Genomic DNA, 22958 nt, shown 5'->3' with positions numbered 1-22958 from the left:
AAGATGGGAAAGAGTACATTTTTACAGGACTTTAAGGCGTTTGCCATGAAAGGTAACGTCATAGACATGGCTGTCGGTGTTGTTATTGGTGGTGCGTTTGGAAAAATCGTATCATCATTGGTTGCTAATGTTATTATGCCTCCGATTGGTTTATTGGTTGGCGGTGTGAACTTTACGGATTTGAAATGGGTGATGAAAGCGGCAGAGATCGGTGCCGACGGTAAGGAGATAGCTCCGGCTGTAACATTGGATTATGGCCAGTTTCTGCAGGCCACCTTTGATTTTCTGATTATCGCTTTTGCTATATTTTTATTTATACGTTTGATTACGAAACTGACAACTAAAAAACAGGCAGAAGTAGCGGCTGCTCCTCCAACTCCTCCTGCGCCAACGAAAGAAGAAGTTTTGTTGACGGAGATACGTGATTTGCTGAAAGAAAAAAATAATTGATTCTAATTAAAATGAAGGAGATTTCAGGTGTAAACTTGTGAATCTCCTTTATTTTTCTCTTCATTATTAATATAGATTGCGTACTTTTTTCTACTTTTGCAACTCAATTTATTCAAAATCCAACCATTGATATGCAGGAAAAAATAATAATTCTTGATTTCGGTTCGCAGACAACACAGCTCATAGGTCGCCGTGTACGTGAATTGGATACGTATTGTGAAATCGTTCCTTATAACAAGTTTCCTAAAGAAGACCCGACTATTAAAGGAGTCATTCTCTCCGGAAGCCCTTTTTCGGTTTACGATAAAGATGCTTTCAAAGTAGATTTGAGTGAAATTCGTGGTAAATATCCGATATTGGGTATTTGTTATGGTGCACAGTATCTGTCATACACCAATGGCGGAAAAGTGGAACCGGCCGGAACGCGTGAGTATGGACGTGCTCATTTGGCTTCTTTCTGCAAAGATAATGTACTGTTTAAAGGAGTGCGTGAGGAGTCGCAGGTGTGGATGAGTCATGGAGATACGATTACTGCTATTCCTGATAATTTCAAGAAAATAGCTTCAACAGATAAAGTAGAGATTGCTGCTTATCAGATAGAAGGGGAGCAGGTATGGGGTGTCCAGTTCCATCCGGAAGTATTCCATAGTGAAGACGGAACTCAAATCCTGAAGAACTTTGTGGTAGATGTTTGCGGCTGCAAGCAAGACTGGTCGCCGGCTTCTTTTATTGAGAGCACGGTTGCCGAACTGAAAGATCAGTTGGGTGATGATAAGGTCGTTCTCGGTTTGAGTGGCGGAGTCGATTCGTCGGTTGCGGCAGTGCTGCTGAATAAAGCTATCGGTAAGAACTTGACTTGTATCTTTGTAGATCATGGTATGCTGCGTAAGAATGAGTTCAAGAATGTGATGAAAGACTACGAATGTCTTGGTTTGAATGTGATTGGCGTTGATGCCAGCGAAAAGTTCTTTACGGAACTGGCTGGTGTGGCCGAACCGGAAGCTAAACGTAAGATTATAGGTAAGGGTTTCATCGATGTGTTCGATGTAGAAGCTCATAAGATCAAAGACGTGAAATGGTTGGCTCAAGGTACAATCTATCCGGATTGCATCGAGTCATTGTCTATCACGGGTACAGTGATTAAGAGCCATCATAATGTAGGTGGACTTCCTGAAAAGATGAATCTGAAATTGTGTGAGCCACTTCGTTTGTTGTTTAAGGATGAGGTTCGTCGGGTAGGTCGTGAGTTGGGTATGCCGGAACATCTGATTACCCGCCATCCGTTCCCGGGACCGGGACTGGCAGTGCGTATTCTGGGTGATATTACTCCTGAAAAAGTACGTATTCTGCAGGATGCTGATGATATTTTTATTCAGGGATTGCGTGACTGGGGATTGTATGACCAGGTATGGCAGGCAGGAGTTATCTTGTTGCCCGTACAGTCTGTAGGCGTGATGGGAGATGAACGTACGTACGAAAGAGCAGTTGCTTTACGTGCTGTGACATCTACAGATGCCATGACAGCCGACTGGGCGCATCTGCCTTATGAATTTATGGGTAAGGTATCGAATGATATTATTAATAAGGTGAAGGGAGTGAACCGTGTAACCTATGATATCAGTTCAAAACCACCAGCAACCATTGAGTGGGAATAATAACACTTTATAATCTAAAAATAGCCTCAATAGGAATTCCTGTTGAGGCTATTTTTATGATGGATAGGTTCTTTTTATAATGAGTCAGTCTGTATCTACTCGCTTACCAGCTTCTGTGCATCTGGAATAAGAATCTCTTTCCGACGTAATTCTAATAATCCTTTGTCTTGTAGCTCATTGAGCGCTTTTGAAGTATTCAGTCGGGTGTCGTCTAAGTAGCGGGCAAGATCGTCCATCTTCATTTTGAATATCTTTTCTCCCTGAATCTTTTCACAATGTAACAGAAAAAAGCGAATGATTTTCTCTGTTAAATCCTGTGTCGGCTCTTCCCATAAGCGGGAGTAAAGATTTTGTGCCCGGTTACTTACGATATTCATATAGTTGAGCCGGAATATTTCATATTTGAACAGATCGCTAAGTACAAATGCTTTGCTGATACTGACAGTATGCGCTTCTGTATGTGCCACATAAGCAGAAGTGTAATGAGTGTTCATGCCAAACAGCGACTGTGGTTCCAGCAGGTAAGGTGCTTCCATCTGTTCAATGACGGTGTATATATTTTCTTTGGAATTTGTGACAATAGAAACCTCGCCTTTTAACAGGAAGCAGAGTTGTTTACACGGACTACCACTCTCAATGATAGTTTCTCCTACTTTATGCTTGATAAAGTGTAGCTTGACCTTATCCAGAATACTTGTGAAATCTTCATGACAAAGACCTTGAAATAAAGGCAATTGGAGCAAAGTGTCGAACATTGTTTCCATATGTTGTAATCTCTTGTTAATCGTACAAATTTACTCATAATACAACACGGCTGTCAATATCTGACCCTTCTTTTTGTTTTTTTTATTGTTTGAATGTATAAAAATAGAGTATATTTGCAGAAAAAAAGGAGGAAATTATGTTTGCAGGCTTCAATTGGCAACAGATGGTTAGTGCGTTTATCGTACTTTTTGCCGTGATAGACATTATCGGCTCTATACCTATTATAATTAACCTGAAAGAAAAGGGGAAAGATGTGAATGCAATGAAAGCTACCGTCATCTCTTTTGTTTTGCTGATCGGATTTTTCTATGCGGGAGATATGATGCTGAAACTCTTCCATGTAGATATCGAATCGTTTGCAGTTGCCGGTGCGTTTGTTATCTTCCTCATGTCTTTGGAGATGATTTTGGATATTGAGATTTTCAAAAATCAGGGTCCTATCAAAGAAGCTACTTTGGTGCCGCTTGTCTTTCCTTTGTTGGCAGGTGCCGGAGCTTTTACTACTTTGCTTTCTCTTCGGGCGGAATATGCCAGTGTTAATATCATTATAGCTTTAGTATTGAACATGATCTGGGTTTACTTTGTAGTGAGTATGACTGGTCGTGTAGAACGTTTCTTGGGAAAAGGTGGTATCTATATTATTCGTAAGTTTTTTGGTATCATCTTATTGGCTATTTCTGTAAGGTTGTTTACGGCCAATATAACGTTATTGATTGAAGCGTTGCATCGGTCTTGATCTGGCTTAATCCTTCTTGTTAAATTGAAAACTATTGTATCGGTTGTGCCATCGTGTTGGCACAACTGTGACATGCCTCTGTCACAAGCGTGCCACTTCGATGGCACAAGTCTGCCAATATGGGTGACATGAGTTGGCATTTATAGCGTTTCTTCTTCTGCTGCTGCAGTTGTTGCTTCTTCTTCTGTATTTTCTTCCTCTTCTGTTTCATCTGCAAAAGGTTCCGGCCGTTGCGGTCCGTGATTTACGAAAACGAAAGCGCAGAGCGTTCCCATAATTCCTCCGCTAAGATGTCCTTCCCACGACATATTGGTAGGGGAGAAATAAGGAAACATATGCCATATAATTCCTCCATATAAAAAGGTGACAAGTAAAGAGATGGCAATGAGTGGAACATATTTGCGGAGAATACCACTGAAAAAGAGAAAGAAAGCAAAGCCATAGATCAGTCCGCTGGCACCGATGTGCCATCCCGGTTTTCCGATCAGAAAAGTAAGTAGTCCGCTTCCGAGCCAAATGAGAATAAAAATTTTACCGGCTATTCCCCGGTAAAAGTAAAAAAGACACCATGACAAGAAGAATAAAGGGATTGTATTTGCTAATAGATGACTGAACCCGCTGTGTATCAGCGGATGGGTTAAAATGCCGGTCAGTCCCCGTTTCTCCATAGGATATACCCCCAAGCGAGAGAAGTCCCAGTCCATCCCGACTTCCATAATCTTGAGTATATAGAGAATAAAAATAAGAAACAAAGGCTTTGCTGCAGCCAGCATGATACGCTGAATATCTTGCTTCATGACATTCTTTTCTTTAGATATTTTACGCAATACTACGAATATTTGCACAAAATCTGAAAATAAAAAGCCTTTTTATTTTTGTTTTTATCTATAATTTGTACATTTGGGCGTTATACCCGTTGTATATGCTGCTACAGCCAATATATGCGGTATGTAACAATAAATAGATATACGATATAATGACCAATAATTAACCTTTAATAATGCACAACTATGAGTTATTTACGATTTGACAAGACCCTCATGACGAATCTGGAAGAATCTCTTCAAAGGGAAATCCTCCGGACGAACAAAGCAGGAGCTTATCATTGTACGACGATTGTTGATTGTAACACACGCAAATATCACGGCCTGTTGGTAATTCCAGTTCCCAATCTCGACGATGAAAATCATGTGCTGCTATCTTCTCTTGATGAAACGGTAATTCAACACGGTGCGGAGTTTAACTTGGGATTGCACAAATATCAGGGAAACAGCTTTAGTCCTAACGGGCACAAGTATATCCGTGAGTTTGACTGTGAGCATATCCCGGCAACAACTTACCGTGTCGGAGGTGTAATCCTCCGCAAAGAAAAAATCTTTGTACATCATGAAAATAGAATCCTGATTCGTTATACTTTACTTGATGCGCATTCGGCTACAACCCTGCGCTTCCGGCCGTTCCTTGCTTTCAGAAGTGTACGTGAGTACACTCACGAAAACCCACAGGCAAGCCGCGAGTATCAACTGGTGGAAAATGGTATTAAAACCTGTATGTATCCCGGTTATCCGGAACTTTATATGCAGTTGAATAAAAAGTGTGAATTTCATTTCATGCCCGACTGGTATCGGGGGATTGAATACCCGAAAGAACAGGAACGTGGATATGACTTCAATGAAGACCTTTATGTTCCCGGTTATTTCGAAGTGGATATAAAGAAAGGAGAGAGTATTGTATTCTCTGCCGGAACTTCAGAAGTAACTCCTCGTAGACTGAAACAAACATTTGAGGCTGAAGTAGCTGATCGTACCCCACGTGATAGCTTTTACCACTGTCTGAAAAATTCTGCTCATCAGTTCCATAACCAACAGGAAGATGAACATTATATTCTTGCCGGTTATCCGTGGTTTAAATGCCGTGCTCGTGATATGTTTATCGCCTTGCCTGGACTGACGCTTGCGCTTGATGAGATCGACCAGTTTGAGGATGTGATGAAAACGGCGGAAAAGGCGATTCGTAATTTTATTAATGAAGAACCTGTAGGATACAAAATTTATGAGATGGAGCATCCTGACGTTTTGCTTTGGGCTGTCTGGGCTATGCAGCAATATGCCAAAGAGACTTCCCGCGAACAATGCCGTCAGAAATATGGAGAGCTTCTGAAAGATATTATGGAGTTTATCCGTCAGCGAAGACATGAGAATCTTTTCTTGCATGATAATGGATTACTTTTTGCCAATGGTACGGACAAAGCGATTACATGGATGAATTCTACTGTGAACGGCCATCCGGTGATTCCTCGTACTGGATATATTGTTGAATTTAATGCGTTATGGTATAATGCACTGCGTTTTATCGCTGATTTGGTGCGTGAAGGTGGTGATGTGTACTTGGCAGATGAACTTGATGCACAGGCAGAAGTGACAGGAAAATCTTTTGTCGAGGTATTCCGTAATGAATATGGTTATTTGCTTGATTACGTAGACGGTAATATGATGGACTGGAGTGTACGTCCTAATATGATATTTACCGTAGCGTTTGATTATTCTCCTTTGGATCGTGCGCAAAAGAAACAGGTGCTTGATATTGTGACCAAAGAGCTGCTCACTCCGAAAGGAATTCGTTCGTTGAGTCCGAAGAGCGGTGGATATAATCCGAACTATGTAGGTCCGCAGATACAACGGGATTATGCTTATCATCAGGGTACTGCTTGGCCTTGGTTGATGGGATTCTATCTGGAAGCTTATCTTCGAATTTATAAGATGAGCGGGTTGTCATTCGTTGAACGTCAGCTGATTAGTTATGATGATGAGATGACAAGCCACTGCGTTGGTTCCATTCCCGAATTGTTTGATGGGAACCCGCCTTTCAAAGGACGTGGCGCAGTATCGTTCGCGATGAATGTAGCAGAAATACTGCGTGTCTTAAAGCTACTGTCTAAGTATTATTAAAAAAGGAGGAACGAAGATGAAAGTTTTAATGTTTGGATGGGAATTCCCTCCCAAAATATATGGTGGTCTTGCGGTTGCTTCTTATGGAATAACTAAAGGATTGAGTCTGCAAGGTGATATGGAGACGATTTTCTGTATGCCTAAACCTAGCGGCGAAGAAGAAAAGTTCTTGAAAATAATCGGTATGAATCAAGTACCCATCGTGTGGCGTGATGTCCACTATGACTACTTGAAATCACGTTTGTTGGAAATGACACCGGAAGAATATTACTCTTTCCGCGATCATATCTATGCTGATTTTTCTTATATGCATGTGAATGATTTGGGATGTATGGAATTTGCAGGTGGTTATCCCGGGAACTTGCACGAAGAAATTAATAATTTCTCGATCATTGCCGGAGTAGTAGCCCGTCAGCAGGAGTTTGATATCATTCATGCGCATGACTGGCTGACTTACCCTGCCGGAGTACATGCCAAAATGGTTAGCGGAAAGCCGCTTTGCATCCATGTGCATGCTACGGATTTTGACCGTTCTCGTGGCAAAGTCAATCCTACTGTTTATTCGATTGAGAAGAATGGTATGGATCATGCCGATTGTATCATGTGCGTATCCGAGCTTACTCGTCGCACTGTTATTAATGAGTATCATCAGGACCCCAGAAAGGTATTTGCAATGCATAATGCTGTTTATCCATTGTCGCAGGAACTGCTGGATATTCCGCGTCCCGATCACTCAAAAGAAAAGGTGGTCACTTTCCTCGGACGTATTACAATGCAGAAAGGACCGGAATATTTTGTAGAAGCTGCTGCGCTTGTATTGCAGCGTACTCGTAATATTCGTTTTGTAATGGCGGGGTCGGGCGATATGTTGAATGCCATGATTAACTTGGTTGCTGAACGTGGTATTGCCGATCGATTCCACTTCCCGGGCTTCATGAAAGGCAGACAGGTATATGAGGTTTATAAGAATAGTGATGTATTTGTCATGCCATCTGTCTCTGAACCTTTCGGTATCGCTCCGCTGGAAGCTATGCAGTGTGGAACACCTTCCATCATTTCTAAGCAATCTGGATGTGGCGAGATTCTTGATAAGGTGATAAAAACGGACTATTGGGATATTCATGCGATGGCTGACGCTATCCATTCTCTGTGTACCAATCCGTCTCTTTTCGAATATCTCAAAGAAGAGGGAAAGAAGGAAGTAGATGGGATTACGTGGGAAAAAGTCGGCTTGAGAATCCGTGCTCTCTACGAGTCTGTGTTAAGAAACTATGGTAAATAACAAAACAATAAATAAAAATGAGAACTATCTGTCTTTATTTTGAAATACATCAAATTATCCATTTGAAACGTTATCGTTTCTTCGATATTGGTAATGACCATTATTATTATGATGATTATGCCAACGAAACGGGTATGAATGAGGTCGCTGAACGTTCGTATATTCCTGCTCTCAATACATTGATTGAGATGGCGAAAAATTCGGGGGGGGCTTTTAAAGTAGCGCTTTCTATCTCGGGAGTAGCCTTGGAACAATTGGAAATTCATGCTCCGGCAGTCATTGATTTATTGCACCAGTTGAATGAAACTGGGTGTTGCGAGTTCTTATGTGAGCCTTATTCTCATGGTTTGTCTTCACTGGCTAACGAGGATTGCTTCCGTGAAGAAGTACTTCGTCAACGTGATAAGATGAAACAGATGTTTGGCAAAGAACCGAAAGTGTTCCGCAATTCTAGTCTGATTTATTCTGATGAAATTGGTGGATTGGTAGCTTCTATGGGCTTCAAGGGAATGTTGACGGAAGGTGCTAAACATGTGTTGGGATGGAAGAGCCCGCATTATGTTTATCACTGTAATCAGGCTCCAAGTCTTAAGCTCTTGTTGCGGGATTTCAAACTCTCTGACGACATCAGTTTGCGTTTCTCTAATTCAGATTGGGCGGAATATCCTTTGTTTGCCGATAAGTATATTAATTGGATCGATGCATTGCCACAAGAAGAACAAGTCATCAATATCTTTATGGAATTGAGTGCACTTGGTATGGCTCAACCGTTATCTTCCAATATTCTTGAATTTATGAAGGCACTGCCTGAATGTGCAAAAGCTAAGGGAATCACGTTCTCTACACCGACGGAAATCGTAACGAAGCTGAAATCAGTGTCGCAGCTTGATGTTGCCTATCCGATGTCATGGGTAGATGAAGAAAGAGATACTAGTTGTTGGCTGGGTAATGTTATGCAACGTGAGGCTTTCAATAAACTGTATAGTGTAGCCGAACGTGTTCATTTATGTGATGATCGTCGTATTAAGCAGGATTGGGATTACTTGCAGGCCAGCAATAACTTCCGTTTTATGACAACGAAGAACAATGGGATGTGGTTGAACCGTGGTATCTATGATTCTCCTTATGATGCTTTCACCAACTATATGAATATTTTGGGTGACTTTATCAAACGGGTAGATGCACTGTATCCTGTTGATGTAGACAGTGAAGAACTAAATTCTTTGTTGACTACCATTAAGAATCAGGGGGATGAGATTACTGAATTGGAAAAGGTATTGGCTAAATTACAGGCAAAAGTAGAAGCGGCAAAGAAAACGGCGGTCAAAAAGGCTACTAATGCTAAAGAGCCGGTAGTGAAAGAGGCCCCTGCTACTAAATCAAAACCTGCTGCAAAGAAAGCTGAAGTAAAGAAAGCAACAGCCGAGTCGAAGAAGTCTACGGGGAAAGCTAAAAAGGCTGCTGTTAAGTAAGAAGTATAAAAATTTATTATATGGAACCGTGAGTGAGATAAAATCAAACTCACGGTTTTTATTATGGATTAAGTTAAGATCTTTGTAGGAGAATATACTTTTGTAAGATAGTAACGCTATCCGATAGAAATAGTGACGCTATATGGTGACGATACCGTTAATATCCTAAGCATATACCGTCACTATTTCTTCTATATTAATCAGGGATCTTAGGCTTATTTATAGCTATAACGTACGCTAGCAAAGATTGCTGTTTGAGCGGTTTTATTATGGAATTATTCTATCTGACTTCTCTATAAATATATTATAAAGCAATAGCGCAAGTTACATTGAGTAACCTGCGCTATTGCTTTATAATATTTCAACTATTTCTTATTTTGATTTTGTTCCAAAGTTTGTAGAAACAACTTCAAGTTTTAATTTGTATTTATCTTGTTGTTCTTTATCTAAAGAAGCATTTGTGGCATTTGTACCTCCTTTTAATCGTGCATAACCAGGTTTCAGGTCATGTTGTATGCTAATAACATTGCTCGAAGAACCATAATAGCTATTACTTGAGGAAGCATCTGTGGTTACAAGTACTGGAATAAGTATAAATTTGTTCCAATCGCTTAATCTTTCCCAATCTACGATATTATCAACAGTCTCTTCTTTGACATTTCCTTCTGCGTCAGTTATTTGGAGAGTTATCGTTCCACCATTCTTGAGTTTCTTTTCTGCTTCTTCTCTTTCTCCATCTGCTAAACAGTCATTAATCATTTGAGTAATGTTGTTGAATGTATATTGAGTAAAGCTAGTAGTAGTAGAATTAAATAGAGATGAAGTTATACCATCACTAAGCTGATTATCTTTAAAGAAACTATCTTTATACTTTTTACGTATTAATAAAACATTACGAGGAGTAGACATACCAAACTTCTTGTCACTAGTTTCATTGTAGATAGGAATTCCTAATTTAACTGCATTCAAAGTATCTCCTTGGAGCTTTTCTGCTATTTGACTGATAGGGAGGGTTATTTGAGTGAAAATTCCTGCAGGACTCTTTAAGTAAGTCCATTTGGGCTCATTTATACATTCTTGAATTTTTTCTGTATCGTTTTCCAATCGATTGGCTTGGATGACTTCACGGGTAGATGTGAATGATCGTCCGTTGTATATTACAGAGTCTTTTCCAGCAGATGTGTGTCGTAGACCACCTGTTATGCTGTCTCTGGCATGCTCCAAGAATGCTACATCCATTTGTACGGAATTTACGTAGAGGATAGTACCGTCTCCATAGTCGCTTTTTACGTACAATCCGGGGAATATACTTTGAAATTTTTTGTATAGGTCTTTCGTGCGTCCTTCTTTTAAAAGTTTCAGTCCCAAATCCTGTGTTTTAGTCTGATCCAATGTAATTTTAATATAAGGAACGTAAGTTGAAAGATTACGTATAGAATCACTAATAGACAAATCAACTGCTGTATAAGATTTATTGCCTAATAAACTTGTCGTACTATCATAATATCTTGTAGGGTCGATATTGGTATAATAAGCATCTGGGTCTTCATTCCAATACTTGTCGCCTTTTTTCTTATCTAATACATACATACTTAGTCGGCAAGCTGTTAATGAATCTCCAAAATAACTGTCATACCAAAGATAAATATTGATTTGGCAGTTACCAATAGGATTTCCGTTCTCGTCTTTAATGATGGTGTAGTTACCAGATACACCTTCTGCCAAGTTTTCGAAATTTGTCATCATCTTTCCAGTACCACTTTCGGTGGTTCCAGAAAAAGCTTCTGGGAAAGTCATTCCTTCAGGACAATTAAGTTGTGCCAAGAACCCTGCCTGGTAAGTTCCGAATGTTTCATCAGTGAACTTACCTACATACCCCACATTAGTCATTGCATATATCTTACCGGCATGAACGGATTCTGTAGTCACATCAAAGGTAGATAGCTTTCCATTGATATTCTGGTCGCTTCCCGGAAACATTCCCAATCCCAGTCCGGCAGTGTTATCATCACAACCCCAAAAAGTGATTGCCAGTAAAGCTATTAAGGCGTATTTTGCTTTCATGATCGTCGTATCTTGATTTTTTTATTCTTCTTCGTTTGCAGTAGCATCCCATACCTGATCGTAGAACTCGTTGCAGGCATCTGCATAGTTTTCCGGGTTCTGGTAGTCAAGTACCAATTTGCCAGATTGGCGGGCATATTCAATAATAGACTCGTCTACTTTTTCGCTGTTTTGTATGACTCCATCCGAATAATCAACGGCGAGTTTACATAGAGCAGCATAGTCTACCGGCTCTTTCAAATCACCTAAATCTTTTTTGGAAATACCTTTCAGCATCAATTTGGCTGCGAAATCATCGCTAAGTGTATTCTTGAAGTCATCTTCATAAACAGAGAATACCACTTTGGCATCGCGGAAAGAAGGTTCGTCTTTATAGGCTTTCTTTATATAAAGAGGAGCTAGAGCTGTCATCCAGCCATGACAGTGAATGACATCAGGACACCAGCGAAGTTTTTTCACTGTTTCCAATACGCCGCGTGCGTAGAAAACGGCACGACTATCATTATCTTCATATTCTACACCATTTTCGTCCGCTGTCTGCATACGATTCTGGAAATAATCATCGTTATCGATGAAATATACCTGCATGCGTGCGGATTGGATAGATGCAACTTTTATAATCAAGGGGTGGTCAGTATCGTCGATGATCAGGTTCATACCCGAGAGGCGGATCACTTCGTGCAGCTGGTTTCTGCGCTCATTGATATTTCCCCATTTAGGCATAAAGGTTCTGATTTCACGGCCTTTTTCTTGTATCGCCTGTGGAAGGTTTCTACCTATATTGGCCATTTCGGATTCTGAAACGTAAGGTGTAATCTCTTGAGTAATAAATAAAACTTTATTCGCCTTTGTCATAATAACAATAGTTCACTATAATATTCTGCAAAGATACGAAAAAAAAGACACATTAAATAAGATATTCTTTCTTTATGTGGCAAATATTAGTTTATTTTGCAGAGTTTTTGCAAACGAGTAAAACATAAACCAATTGACGAAAATGAAAGTAGTGCACACTATCAAGGACTTACAGGCAGAATTGACTGCCTTGAGAGCCCAAGGTAAAAAGGTGGGACTGGTTCCTACAATGGGTGCTTTACATGCGGGACATGCATCTCTGGTAAAGCGCAGCGTAAGTGAGAATGGTGTAACTGTTGTGAGTGTTTTTGTGAATCCCACACAGTTTAACGATAAAAACGACTTAGAGAAGTATCCGCGTACATTAGATGCAGATTGCCGTTTGTTGGAAGAATGCGGAGCAGATTTCGCTTTTGCTCCTTCGGTAAGCGAAATGTATCCGGAACCGGATACCCGTCAATTTAGCTATGCACCATTAGATACGGTGATGGAAGGTGCTTTCCGTCCGGGGCATTTTAACGGTGTTTGCCAGATTGTCAGCAAACTGTTTAATGCCGTACAGCCGGACTGCGCATATTTCGGGGAGAAAGATTTTCAGCAGTTAGCAATTATTCGTGAGATGGTTCGACAATTGAAATATAACCTTGAAATTGTTGGTTGTTCAATTGTGCGTGAGGAAGACGGACTGGCATTGAGTAGCCGGAATAAACGTTTATCGGCAGAAGAACGTGAAAATGCTTTAAATATTTCCCGGACCTTATTTAAAAGTCGTAACTTTGCAGCCACTCACACGGTGAGCGAGACGCAAAAGATGGTAGAAGATGCAATCGAAGCTGCTCCGGGCTTGCGCATGGAGTATTTTGAGATTGTAGACGGAAACACATTGCAGAAAATTAGTAATTGGGAGGATACTTCCTATGCAGTTGGATGCATCACAGTATTCTGTGGAGAAGTCCGGCTGATTGATAATATTAAATATAAAGAATAACTAAAAAGACGAAACCTTATGATGATTGAAGTGTTGAAGTCGAAAATTCATTGTGCACGTGTCACAGAGGCCAATCTGAACTACATGGGTAGTATCACGATTGATGAAGACCTGTTGGATGCTGCAAACATGATTGCGGGAGAGAAAGTGTATATCGCTGATAATAACAATGGTGAACGCTTTGAAACCTACATTATCAAAGGTGAACGCGGTTCGGGTAAAATTTGCCTGAATGGTGCTGCTGCCCGCAAGGTGCAACCGGATGATATTGTTATAATCATGTCCTATGCATTGATGGATTTTGAGGAAGCCAAGTCGTTTAAACCGGCTGTAATCTTCCCCGATCCTGCGACGAACAAAGTGGTAAAGTAGAAAGTATCTTTGATATTTGAAATAAGAAAAGCCCCGTTTACATTTTGTAGACGGGGCTTTTCTTATTTTATTTTTATGCCGGGGGACGAGTGATGTTCCGCCCACGTGTGAGTTGGCTTTAGCTCACCTGTTAATAAGTGGCAATTTAGTTACCGGCGTTTGCCTTCAATTGTTCATTCATGGCGGCAGCGGCTTTACGGCCATCGCCCATCGCCAGAATAACAGTAGCGCCACCGCGAACGATATCGCCTCCTGCATAAATCATAGGGATGGAAGATTCCATGTTATCATCCACAGTGATGGTTCCTTTTCGTCCTAGTTCCAGTCCTTTGATGGAGCTTGGAACAATTGGGTTAGGGGATACTCCGACGCTGACAATTGCCAGGTCGATATCAATTGTTTCTGTTGCTCCCGGGATGGCTACAGGACTACGACGTCCGGAAGCATCCGGCTCGCCTAATTCCATCTTTTGCAAAATAACCTGTTTTACGCAACCTTGTTCATCAGCAATATATTCGATCGGATTATGTAGTGTAAGGAATTCAACTCCTTCTTCTTTAGCATGTTTTACTTCCTCGATACGTGCAGGCATTTCCTCTTCCGAACGGCGATAGATAATGATAGCGCGCTCTGCACCAAGACGTTTGGCAGTACGAACAGAGTCCATCGCTGTATTACCACCACCGATTACTGCTACGTTTTTACCGAAAGCTACCGGAGTGTCCGAATCTTCACTGGCAGCGTCCATCAGATTAACGCGAGTGAGGTATTCGTTGGACGACATGATATTGATGGAATTCTCTCCCGGGATATTCATAAAGTTAGGCAGCCCGGCGCCGGAAGCCACAAATATTCCTTTGAAACCTTCAGCTTTCAAGTCCTCTACGCCGATTGTTTTTCCTACGATACAGTCTTTGATGAAGTTAACCCCCATCTTGCTAAGGTTCTCGATTTCTACGTCTACAATCTTGTTTGGCAAACGGAATTCTGGAATACCATATTTCAACACACCACCAATCTCATGCAATGCTTCGAATACAGTTACATCATATCCATATTTAGCCATATCTCCGGCAAATGCCAATCCTGCAGGTCCCGAACCGATCACAGCTATTTTGATGCCGTTCTTCTCTGCAATGACAGGTACGGAGATTTGCCCGCTTTCACGTTCGTAATCAGCTGCGAAACGTTCCAGATAACCGATAGCGACGGGCTTTTCATTCATTTTTAAATGAATACATTTTGATTCGCACTGTTTTTCCTGTGGACACACACGACCGCAAACAGCCGGAAGCGCACTTGTTTCTTTCAATGTTTTAGCAGCTTCAAGAAACTCTCCACGTTCGATATTCTTAATGAAGCGAGGAATATCAATACCTACCGGACAGCCTTCCATACATCCCGGATTAGCACAGTCGAGACAACGTTTAGCTTCTGTAACAGCCTGTTCTGCTGTTAATCCTTGATTTACTTCCTCTTTACGGCTGTGTGAACGATATTCAGCGTCAAGCTCGTTCATTTCTACACGGGGAATGGCTGTACGTTCTTTCGGTTTCATTGATTTGCGTAATTCCTGTCTCCAGGCTGCATTACGGCTTTTCTCGTCGATTTCTTTGGTTGCTTCACATTCCGGTTGCAGTTTATGCATTTCTTCGCGCTCGATATTTTTGAACGCGCCCATACGTTTCAGCATTTCATCAAAATTCACTTGGTGACCATCGAATTCAGGACCGTCTACACAAACGAATTTAGTTTTTCCTCCTACAGTGATACGGCAAGCACCACACATACCAGTTCCATCCACCATGATGGTGTTCAATGAAACATCAGTCGGAATTTCATATTTCTTAGTCAGCAAGCAAACGAACTTCATCATGATGGCAGGACCGATAGCGAAGCATTTGTCCACTTTCTCGCGTTTGATAACTTCTTCTACGCCTTCTGTCACCAGACCTTTACGACCGTAAGAGCCGTCATCTGTCATGATAATTACTTCGTCAGAGCTTTCACGCATTTCTTTTTCTAAAATAATCAGGTCTTTGTTGCGTCCGGCCAGTACAGTGATAACACGGTTGCCGGCTGCTTTCAAAGCCTGTACGATAGGAAGCATCGGAGCTACGCCTACACCACCACCAGCGCAGACTACTGTTCCGAATTTCTCTATATGGGTAGCTTGTCCGAGCGGGCCTACTACGTCAGTGATGTAATCGCCTTCATTCAGTTCACAGAGACGGGTAGAAGAAAGTCCGACTTCCTGCACTACCAGAGTAATGGTACCTTTTTTGAGGTCAGAACCTGCGATAGTCAATGGCATACGTTCTCCTTTTTCACCTACACGCACGATGACAAAGTGTCCGGCCTTACGGGATTTAGCAATTAAAGGAGCTTCAATTTCAAATTTGAATACTTTTTCAGAAAAGCGTTCCTTGCTAATGATTTTGTTCATTATCTAATTAATTTGTTGTTTTTATTACGTAACTGCTATCAGAATGATATAAATTTTGGCAAAGATACAGCTAATTTACGAAATATAAAAGAAAAGCCACTCTTTTGATGAGTGGCTCTCTGTATATGGGTACTTTTATTAGTCTGTCATGCCAAGTCTTAGTCTATCATGTCAAAGCCGCAATACGGAACCAATGCTTTCGGAATTCTGATACCTTCCGGAGTTTGATTGTTTTCGAGTAGGGCAGCAACAATACGTGGCAGTGCTAATGCTGAACCGTTCAGTGTGTGGCAGAGTTCGGTTTTCTTTTCTGCATTACGGTAACGGCATTTCAGGCGGTTGGCCTGGTAAGTGTCGAAATTGGATACGGAACTTACTTCCAACCAACGCTTCTGTGCTTCAGAATATACTTCGAAGTCGAAGCAAAGAGCAGCAGTGAAACTCATGTCTCCACCGCAAAGACGGAGAATGCGATAGGGGAGTTCCAGTTTTTGCAACAGTCCTTCTACATGGTCCAGCATTTCCTGATGAGATTGTTTAGAATGCTCCGGTTTGTCGATACGAACCAATTCCACTTTGGAGAACTCGTGCAGACGATTCAGGCCACGTACATCTTTACCATAAGAACCTGCTTCGCGACGGAAACATTGTGTATACGCACAATTCATTATAGGTAATTGTTTCTCTTCCAGAATCACATCGCGGTAGATATTAGTTACGGGAACTTCCGCTGTCGGGATCAGGTATAAATCATCTACTTCACAATGATACATCTGTCCTTCTTTGTCCGGAAGCTGTCCGGTGCCATAGCCGGAAGCGGCGTTGACTACTGTCGGCGGCATGATTTCGGTATATCCGGATTTGCGTGCTTCATCCAGGAAGAAGTTGATAAGGGCGCGTTGAAGTTGTGCTCCTTTACCTTTGTATACTGGGAAACCCGCACCTGTGATTTTTACGCCCAGGTCGAAGTCTATTAAATCATATTTCTTTGCCAGTTCCCAGTGGGGGAGTGCATCTTTAGGAAGTTCGGTTTCCATACCTCCCATTTTTTCTACGACGTTATCTTCGGCACCTACGCCTTCCGGTACGCTGTCATAAGGTATGTTTGGGATGGTATAAAGTACATTCTGCATATCAGTTGCAGCCTGTGTCATGGCAGCATCCAGCTCTTTGTTGCCTTCTTTTAGTTCGGCAACGCGGGCACGTGCAGTTTCAGCTTCCTCTTTTTTGCCTTCTTTCATCAGTTGACCGATGGTGCGCGAAAGTGAGTTAACCTCTGCCAGGTTTTTATCTAATTCATTTTGTGTGCTACGTCTCTTGTTGTTAAGAGCGATCACCTGATCGATCGTTTCCTTTGCATTCTTGAAATGCTTCTTTTCCAGTCCGCGGAGTACCGCCTCTGTGTTTTCTGTAATTTGTTTAATGGTAAGCATATCTATACTTTTTATGAACTTTCTTATTTAAGCTTACAAAGATAAAGAAAAAACGAATAATCAAGCAAATATATACCATCATAATATATATAGAAATAATATATATGGAAATAATACTATTGTGTGTTGTATATAAACCTCTGATGTCTGTTTGTATATAAACGTATTTTAATGATGGGTGTTTTATATAGAAGCTGGGCTATGAAGTGAATTGGATATAAAAAGAAAGGAGATACAATCTTGCAGATTGCATCTCCTTGTCTTAAATATTTTCAGTCCGGATAATTATGCTTCTGTTGCAGGAACGATAGAAACATATCTTCTATCTTCTTTACCTACTTTGAAATTAACTGTTCCGTCTACTAAAGCGAAAAGAGTGTGGTCTTTACCCATTCCGATGTTTTCACCCGGGTGGAATTCAGTACCTCTTTGACGAACGATGATGTTACCTGCTTTGCAAGCTTCGCCACCAAATATCTTAACGCCTAATCTCTTGCTCTGTGATTCGCGGCCGTTCTTAGAACTACCGACACCTTTCTTATGTGCCATTTCTTCTTACTTTTTAATTGATTAAGCTACTACTTCTGTAATTGTTAATTCAGTGAACTGTTGACGGTGACCGTTCAGTTTTCTGTGTCCTTTTCTTCTTTTCTTGTGGAAAACAAGAACTTTGTCGCCTTTAACCAAGTTTGAAACAACCTGGCAAACAACTTTAGCGCCTTCTACGGTAGGAGCACCTACTGTAACGTTTCCGTCTTTGTCTACCAAAAGAACTTTTTCAAATTCTACTGTTGAACCGTTTTCTGCACCTTCGATGTGGTGAACGAACAACTTTTGACCAGCTTCTGCTTTAAACTGCTGACCGTTAATTTCTACAATTGCGTACATCTTATATATAATGTATAAGTTAGCTCCGGCGGGTGGTCTTTAATCACTTAAAGAGCTCTTTATCGAACCCGTTGCGGAATAATCGGGCACAAAAGTACTATTTTTATTCGTTCCCGACAAATATTTCTTTTATTTTTTGCAGGAGATAAAATGATTACAGCAAATAAATGAGCATTTTAACTCTCATTGCAGCTTATTGGACCAACTCTCCCAAATTCTGCATAATGATTTTGTGTGGATAGTCACGGAGTTCCTCGGCTGTTGTCATTCCATTCAATACGCCGGCAAAATCTACTCCTGCATTTCGGGCCGTTTCGGCATCTACCGTGCTATCTCCGATATACAAAGTTTCTTCGGGTGTACTTCCCAAATGTTCCAAAGCAAATAGTACCCCTTCCGGTGAAGGTTTCGGTGCTTTTACATCTTCTCCTCCCACAACTATATCGAGAAAATCCTTTGGCAGATATTCTTCCAGATAACTCAATATTCGGAAGCGATACTTGGTAGAGATAATTCCGACGCGGGCACCCCGTTTCTTCAATTCTTTCAGTGTAGATAATGTATCAGGAAAAAGACAGGTATTTACATTCATGTGTACATCAGCTTCCAGTCTGTATTCCTGCCGGAAAGATTCTAACTGTTCCGGGTCGGTAATTCCGGTAAGGATACTGAATGATTCTTCCAGTGTTTTGCCGATCGTGCGCTTGATAGCTTCATCGGTAACGGTTAAATACTGGTGCCGGGTGAGCACAATTCTGAAACATTTAACGATACCACGCGACGAATCGGCTAATGTATAGTCGAAATCGAATAAATAGGTTTTGTAGTTCATTGGGGAAAACTTTTCCGCAAAAGTACTAAATACTTTTCTTATTTCACAGGTTCTATTGTGTATCCTTGGCTTTTTAGCAACTTTAATAATCCTTTTTCCCCGGGAAGGTGCAGGGCGCCTACCGCAACAAAAGTCGGAGCGGCTTTCATGATAGCCGGTAATTTTTCAGCCCATATTTTATTACGGTTGTAAATAAGGGCATCTTCTTCGCAGGGAAGTGCGTCGCATTGATTACCTTTGCGCTCTTCGCTGATTTTGAACATAGTGTTCAAATCCTGTTTCATGTAAGCGTTCGTGAGCTTTTTCAGGTTTTCTACTTCTGCTTCTATGTTATTAAGAGTGCACATGAGTAGCTGTGCTTGTCGTTGTAGTGAACTACCGTTGAAAAGCAGGTTGAATTGGAATTCGGCAGTTTCCAGACCATCCACTTTTTTCCCGTTTTGGGTGGCTTGGCTTTGAAAGAACGTGTCGAGTTGCTCTTGCGGGTTGAACTTTCCTACGTGTTTTATGTAAGCCATCACCACTACATTATTCAACAGGAAGGCAGGTTTTAGCTTCGGAGCCATATTTAAGTCTACCATCAGGTTTTCTTTGCAGAATTTGTTAGCAGTCTCAAAGTCTTCCGGAGAAAGGAGGGAGGTCAGTGTGGTATCACTTTCGATCATCATTGCCTTTTGCATCTTTCCCATGGTGGCGGGCGACTGCATTTCCGACATTTTCAGTTCTCCATACACCTGTTGCGTTTCATTCATCGCTTTTTGAAGTCCGGCAATGCTGTCCATGATGCTGAATGGTGCCAGGTGATGAGTACCTATGATGTAGGACGGTTGGGTTAGTCCGTTGCCGGACACTTTCCATAAAAGTTGTGCATTGGCACTGAATGCCACACAGATAAATATAACTGCTCCGATGAATGATTTCATAATTTTATATCATTAGAAGTTGATAATTAACGTATCCTGCCTCCGCTTATCCAGTGTTTGGTATAATAACTCTCGTTCAAGTTGCTGACGATCACTCCTTTACTGGTACTGGAATGAATGAACTTTCCGTTTTTCAGATAAATACCTACATGAGCTACTTTCTTTTTTGAACGGCTACTGGTAAAGAATACCAAGTCTCCTTCCCGAAGGTTTCGCTTAGCGACCTTATTACTTTCTTTTTTCAAGTCCTCTGTATTGCGTGGCACTTGGGTGCGGTATACCTTTCGATACACTTGATAAACCAGCCCCGAACAATCTGTTCCTCGTTTAGAATCACCTCCACCACGATAAGGAACCCCTATCCAATCGGCTGCTTCGAGATAGAGCTTATGATTATCTTCCAGATTGACATCTACACCTAATAAAATAGAAGCTCGTGCCAATGCTTGATAGTCCAGCCGGGGAGCGGAAGTGCGACAGGAACTAAATATAGCAGCCAGCCCAACTAATAGATAGATAAATTTTAATTTTGCCTTCATCAACTGTATCTCAATCATTAATTATCAACCCCATCAATCATAACTCATAACTCATAAATCTCCCTCACTCTTCTTCTACATTAAAATAATCCTCCAGTTCTTTTTCTGCGGAGTTATCTTCGTTGATAATATCCCGGATGATGACCCCGTGTTCCAGTAAAGCGATCCGTGGACATACATCTACGGTATGATTGAGGTTGTGACTGGATATGATAACCGTAGCCTGATGCTCCTCGTTGTATTTCTTAAGCAGATGTTTAATGATAGACTGTGAACTTGGATCGAGGAAATTGAACGGTTCATCCAAGATTAATAATTGCGGATAATGAAGCATGGCGGAGATTATCCCGATCTTTTGCTTGTTACCGGCAGAGTAGTTGCGAATTAATTTTTTGTGTCCGATCACTTCTCCGCTCATAAAGCGTTCGAAAGGGATAAGACGTTCGTCTACTTCTTCTTTTTTGAGTCCATACATTTTCCCGATGAAATAGAAATATTCTTCCGGAGTGAGATAATCGATCAGGAAGCCATCGTCAATGAAAGCACCGGTAATGCTTTTCCAGTCTTCACTCTGGCTGACATCAATATCATTTATAATCACTTTTCCATCGTCTGCTTTCAGCAGATCCAACATCAATCGGAAAAGAGTTGTTTTACCGGCACCGTTGTTACCCACCAATCCGAGCATGTCGCCTTGATTGATTTCGTAATGTTCTATGTCTACGGCAACCTTTTCACCGAAATTCTTTTTAAGTTTATCAATGGTAATCATGATCTTCAATGTTTATATAGTTAATGATTCATGAACGTTTATTGGCGGCTGTCTCTGAAGCCTTCCATATTTTCGTACCGCCGTTTCATGAAGCGATGATATACATTTTTTATCCATAAAGGAGAGGTCAGGGTAAATCCGAGACCAATCACTAACAGGATTGTGTAAGTGATTGTTTCTCCCCAAAGTGCATTTAACAGGCTGTATAAGATAAGCGGTACGCCGAAAGCACCGAAATTGACCAACATCTGTATGGCGCTATTGTTTTGTCGGCTTGTCACTTTTTCGTTCAGAGGTACTGTCTGTTTGTTGTAAACAGCCAGTTGGAAGAAGCAGAAATAGATAAAGCCAATGGTATAGAAAAACCAGGCAAAAGCACCCAGTAAGGTAAGTTTGTTCATGATGATAGCGGGGATCATCAGTATGAAAGGTATAATCTCACCAATACTGTATGTGTAATATTTAGCTTTCAGCAAACTCATAATCGATTCTTTGCGAGACATCAGACCATCAATGTAGTTGCCTTCAAATGACATTATCTGTGAAAGGATAATCATTCCGAATACGGCAAAGTTATACACACAAATAAAAGAGGTCATGAAATTACCGTCATAGACACTGGAAAAGCTAAGTGCAACGGAGAAAGCTACAATTACGATAGAGATATTGCGTAGTGCACCTTTGCAGCGGCGGTTGCGTAAGAGCATTTTCAGTTCCAGCCGCATATATTCGCCCACTTCTCCGTAACGTTCGAAGAATTTATATTCGGAGACGTGTTTAATTTGGGTATCATCCACTTTGGCTAGCTCTGCATAAATCAGCCCGGACATGATTTTGCGGTTAATCAGCCATAAAAGGGCAATCACAAGTATGGTGCCGAGAAAATAGAAAATGTTTCCTTGTATATATCCGTCTCCCAGATCCATGAAGAAATAGAAGAGCGGGCTATCTTCGGGAATAAAAAGAAGGCAGCCTATTCCACCGTAGAAAGCGATAGGTAATAGAATCCACCAAATACGTTCGTTGATAAGAGTGCGGCAAAGCAAGTACCAGTAATTGTTGGCAATAATTAATAGCAGGATACCGATAAGATAGGTGATAACACCGGAGATACCGAAAAACTTGGTAATAGTGATGAAGGAAAAAGGGACAAACAGAAACAACCAGAACAGGTTGAACAGACTTAGTCCCGAGCGGATCAGTAAAAAGTCGATGACACGAATTCGTTTAACCGGCAACAGGAGGTAAGGTTTTACCTCCTGTGTCGGTGTTTTTTGTAACGGAACACGCAACAGGAAGTCCAGTGCCAGGATAAAGATCAGAACCACTGCGTTCATTACATGATATGGTTCCCGGTTGGGAACCATATCTGAAAAACCGAACGCGAACGTCGTACCGAAAAATATCAGGTAACCGGCCCAAAATGCGCCCATGACATAACCGAGTATTTTAGCAACTTTGTTCTTTTCATACATCGGGTGCCGTTTGGCGGCGAGCCTTCCATGTTTACGTAATTCGTTGAATATCATCATTCAGTA

General features: G+C 41.2%; 21 protein-coding genes. 8 read left to right on the top strand and 13 right to left on the bottom strand.

Translation table 11 applies throughout. The features are described from left to right. The first annotated feature begins 3 nt into the window (after positions 1 to 3). Both mscL and guaA read left to right on the top strand, forming a co-directional pair. The gene (gene mscL, locus DW173_RS03160) at positions 4 to 450 is read left to right on the top strand and encodes a large-conductance mechanosensitive channel protein MscL (RefSeq protein ID WP_004316173.1); all 447 of its coding nucleotides are present in this window, start codon (positions 4 to 6) and stop codon (positions 448 to 450) included. Positions 451 to 581: 131 nt separating this feature from the next. Next, the gene (gene guaA / locus DW173_RS03155; RefSeq protein WP_120143696.1) at positions 582 to 2105 is read left to right on the top strand and encodes a glutamine-hydrolyzing GMP synthase; all 1524 of its coding nucleotides are present in this window, start codon (positions 582 to 584) and stop codon (positions 2103 to 2105) included. A 95-nt stretch (positions 2106 to 2200) separates the two neighbouring features. Here guaA and DW173_RS03150 read toward each other — a convergent pair whose 3' ends face one another. Continuing rightward, positions 2201 to 2869 (bottom strand): Crp/Fnr family transcriptional regulator, encoded by a 669-nt coding sequence (locus DW173_RS03150; RefSeq protein WP_004316175.1) that lies wholly within the window; start codon positions 2867 to 2869, stop codon positions 2201 to 2203. A gap of 137 nt (positions 2870 to 3006) precedes the next feature. Here DW173_RS03150 and DW173_RS03145 point away from each other — a divergent pair, with 137 nt between their 5' ends. Further along, the gene (locus tag DW173_RS03145; protein WP_004316176.1) at positions 3007 to 3606 is read left to right on the top strand and encodes a MarC family protein; all 600 of its coding nucleotides are present in this window, start codon (positions 3007 to 3009) and stop codon (positions 3604 to 3606) included. A gap of 140 nt (positions 3607 to 3746) precedes the next feature. Here DW173_RS03145 and DW173_RS03140 read toward each other — a convergent pair whose 3' ends face one another. Then, positions 3747 to 4403: a rhomboid family intramembrane serine protease gene (locus DW173_RS03140; protein ID WP_087318523.1), complete on the bottom strand. Its 657-nt coding sequence runs from the start codon at positions 4401 to 4403 to the stop codon at positions 3747 to 3749. A 213-nt stretch (positions 4404 to 4616) separates the two neighbouring features. Between DW173_RS03140 and DW173_RS03135 the strand changes: the two genes are divergently transcribed. From DW173_RS03135 to DW173_RS03125, 3 genes are read left to right on the top strand one after another with little or no spacing between them, the layout of a single operon-like run. Then, positions 4617 to 6554, top strand: coding sequence for a glycogen debranching enzyme N-terminal domain-containing protein (locus tag DW173_RS03135; protein WP_074910216.1), 1938 nt, complete (start codon positions 4617 to 4619; stop codon positions 6552 to 6554). A gap of 16 nt (positions 6555 to 6570) precedes the next feature. Beyond that, a complete protein-coding gene (locus tag DW173_RS03130) occupies positions 6571 to 7836 on the top strand; it encodes a glycosyltransferase family 4 protein (protein WP_004316709.1) in 1266 nt (421 codons plus the stop codon). Positions 7837 to 7853: 17 nt separating this feature from the next. Continuing rightward, positions 7854 to 9308 (top strand): glycoside hydrolase family 57 protein, encoded by a 1455-nt coding sequence (locus DW173_RS03125; protein WP_004316708.1) that lies wholly within the window; start codon positions 7854 to 7856, stop codon positions 9306 to 9308. 372 nt (positions 9309 to 9680) lie between these two features. Here the strand turns inward: DW173_RS03125 and DW173_RS03120 are convergent, their stop codons facing one another. Further along, on the bottom strand, positions 9681 to 11372 hold the full coding sequence (locus DW173_RS03120; protein WP_074708548.1) for a DUF4270 domain-containing protein: 1692 nt from the start codon (positions 11370 to 11372) through the stop codon (positions 9681 to 9683). A gap of 21 nt (positions 11373 to 11393) precedes the next feature. Continuing rightward, complete coding sequence (locus DW173_RS03115; RefSeq protein ID WP_008020874.1) at positions 11394 to 12227, bottom strand: glycogen/starch synthase; 834 nt, start codon at positions 12225 to 12227, stop codon at positions 11394 to 11396. Between the two features lie 142 nt (positions 12228 to 12369). On the opposite strand from DW173_RS03115, the gene panC reads away from it, so the two are divergent. Both panC and panD read left to right on the top strand, forming a co-directional pair. Next, entirely contained in the window at positions 12370 to 13215 is an 846-nt protein-coding gene (gene panC / locus DW173_RS03110; RefSeq protein ID WP_074910211.1) for a pantoate--beta-alanine ligase, read from the top strand. An 18-nt stretch (positions 13216 to 13233) separates the two neighbouring features. Next, complete coding sequence (panD, locus tag DW173_RS03105) at positions 13234 to 13587, top strand: aspartate 1-decarboxylase (protein WP_004316702.1); 354 nt, start codon at positions 13234 to 13236, stop codon at positions 13585 to 13587. A 145-nt stretch (positions 13588 to 13732) separates the two neighbouring features. Here panD and DW173_RS03100 read toward each other — a convergent pair whose 3' ends face one another. The 9 genes from DW173_RS03100 to DW173_RS03060 all read right to left on the bottom strand — a co-directional run bounded on the left by DW173_RS03100 (position 13733) and on the right by DW173_RS03060 (position 22952). Beyond that, complete coding sequence (locus DW173_RS03100) at positions 13733 to 16033, bottom strand: bifunctional dihydroorotate dehydrogenase B NAD binding subunit/NADPH-dependent glutamate synthase (RefSeq protein ID WP_074910206.1); 2301 nt, start codon at positions 16031 to 16033, stop codon at positions 13733 to 13735. Between the two features lie 158 nt (positions 16034 to 16191). Then, positions 16192 to 17466 (bottom strand): serine--tRNA ligase, encoded by a 1275-nt coding sequence (serS, locus tag DW173_RS03095; RefSeq protein ID WP_004316699.1) that lies wholly within the window; start codon positions 17464 to 17466, stop codon positions 16192 to 16194. Positions 17467 to 17751: 285 nt separating this feature from the next. Continuing rightward, positions 17752 to 18015 (bottom strand): 50S ribosomal protein L27, encoded by a 264-nt coding sequence (rpmA, locus tag DW173_RS03090; protein ID WP_004316697.1) that lies wholly within the window; start codon positions 18013 to 18015, stop codon positions 17752 to 17754. 21 nt (positions 18016 to 18036) lie between these two features. Next, complete coding sequence (rplU, locus tag DW173_RS03085) at positions 18037 to 18354, bottom strand: 50S ribosomal protein L21 (RefSeq protein ID WP_004316691.1); 318 nt, start codon at positions 18352 to 18354, stop codon at positions 18037 to 18039. A 193-nt stretch (positions 18355 to 18547) separates the two neighbouring features. Next, positions 18548 to 19186, bottom strand: coding sequence for an HAD-IA family hydrolase (locus DW173_RS03080; RefSeq protein WP_009039680.1), 639 nt, complete (start codon positions 19184 to 19186; stop codon positions 18548 to 18550). A gap of 38 nt (positions 19187 to 19224) precedes the next feature. Beyond that, positions 19225 to 20109, bottom strand: coding sequence for a TraB/GumN family protein (locus tag DW173_RS03075; protein ID WP_120143695.1), 885 nt, complete (start codon positions 20107 to 20109; stop codon positions 19225 to 19227). Between the two features lie 26 nt (positions 20110 to 20135). Beyond that, positions 20136 to 20666 carry a C40 family peptidase gene (locus DW173_RS03070; protein ID WP_004316687.1) on the bottom strand — a complete coding sequence of 177 codons (531 nt, stop codon included), beginning with the start codon at positions 20664 to 20666 and terminating at the stop codon, positions 20136 to 20138. Between the two features lie 46 nt (positions 20667 to 20712). Continuing rightward, positions 20713 to 21420, bottom strand: coding sequence for an ABC transporter ATP-binding protein (locus DW173_RS03065; RefSeq protein ID WP_074708534.1), 708 nt, complete (start codon positions 21418 to 21420; stop codon positions 20713 to 20715). Positions 21421 to 21458: 38 nt separating this feature from the next. Beyond that, positions 21459 to 22952 (bottom strand): DUF5687 family protein, encoded by a 1494-nt coding sequence (locus DW173_RS03060; RefSeq protein ID WP_008020902.1) that lies wholly within the window; start codon positions 22950 to 22952, stop codon positions 21459 to 21461. Positions 22953 to 22958: the final 6 nt, after the last annotated feature.

This window comes from Bacteroides sp. AM16-13, assembly GCF_003602705.1.
Lineage (GTDB): Bacteria > Bacteroidota > Bacteroidia > Bacteroidales > Bacteroidaceae > Bacteroides > Bacteroides xylanisolvens.
The sequence above is the reverse complement of the archived record's forward strand: the minus strand, read 5'-3'. Positions and strand labels throughout refer to the sequence as shown.

Coding starts and splice junctions, on each gene's coding strand:
- DW173_RS03100 (WP_074910206.1), bottom strand. CDS start 16,033: ATGAACAAAATCATTAGCAAGGAACGCTTTTCTGAAAAAGTATTCAAA.
- serS (WP_004316699.1), bottom strand. CDS start 17,466: ATGCTTACCATTAAACAAATTACAGAAAACACAGAGGCGGTACTCCGC.
- DW173_RS03060 (WP_008020902.1), bottom strand. CDS start 22,952: ATGATGATATTCAACGAATTACGTAAACATGGAAGGCTCGCCGCCAAA.
- panC (WP_074910211.1), top strand. CDS start 12,370: ATGAAAGTAGTGCACACTATCAAGGACTTACAGGCAGAATTGACTGCC.
- DW173_RS03115 (WP_008020874.1), bottom strand. CDS start 12,227: ATGACAAAGGCGAATAAAGTTTTATTTATTACTCAAGAGATTACACCT.
- DW173_RS03145 (WP_004316176.1), top strand. CDS start 3,007: ATGTTTGCAGGCTTCAATTGGCAACAGATGGTTAGTGCGTTTATCGTA.
- DW173_RS03130 (WP_004316709.1), top strand. CDS start 6,571: ATGAAAGTTTTAATGTTTGGATGGGAATTCCCTCCCAAAATATATGGT.
- DW173_RS03080 (WP_009039680.1), bottom strand. CDS start 19,186: ATGAACTACAAAACCTATTTATTCGATTTCGACTATACATTAGCCGAT.
- DW173_RS03125 (WP_004316708.1), top strand. CDS start 7,854: ATGAGAACTATCTGTCTTTATTTTGAAATACATCAAATTATCCATTTG.
- rplU (WP_004316691.1), bottom strand. CDS start 18,354: ATGTACGCAATTGTAGAAATTAACGGTCAGCAGTTTAAAGCAGAAGCT.
- DW173_RS03065 (WP_074708534.1), bottom strand. CDS start 21,420: ATGATTACCATTGATAAACTTAAAAAGAATTTCGGTGAAAAGGTTGCC.
- DW173_RS03075 (WP_120143695.1), bottom strand. CDS start 20,109: ATGAAATCATTCATCGGAGCAGTTATATTTATCTGTGTGGCATTCAGT.
- DW173_RS03135 (WP_074910216.1), top strand. CDS start 4,617: ATGAGTTATTTACGATTTGACAAGACCCTCATGACGAATCTGGAAGAA.
- mscL (WP_004316173.1), top strand. CDS start 4: ATGGGAAAGAGTACATTTTTACAGGACTTTAAGGCGTTTGCCATGAAA.
- DW173_RS03070 (WP_004316687.1), bottom strand. CDS start 20,666: ATGATTGAGATACAGTTGATGAAGGCAAAATTAAAATTTATCTATCTA.
- DW173_RS03150 (WP_004316175.1), bottom strand. CDS start 2,869: ATGGAAACAATGTTCGACACTTTGCTCCAATTGCCTTTATTTCAAGGT.
- DW173_RS03140 (WP_087318523.1), bottom strand. CDS start 4,403: ATGAAGCAAGATATTCAGCGTATCATGCTGGCTGCAGCAAAGCCTTTG.
- panD (WP_004316702.1), top strand. CDS start 13,234: ATGATGATTGAAGTGTTGAAGTCGAAAATTCATTGTGCACGTGTCACA.
- rpmA (WP_004316697.1), bottom strand. CDS start 18,015: ATGGCACATAAGAAAGGTGTCGGTAGTTCTAAGAACGGCCGCGAATCA.
- guaA (WP_120143696.1), top strand. CDS start 582: ATGCAGGAAAAAATAATAATTCTTGATTTCGGTTCGCAGACAACACAG.
- DW173_RS03120 (WP_074708548.1), bottom strand. CDS start 11,372: ATGAAAGCAAAATACGCCTTAATAGCTTTACTGGCAATCACTTTTTGG.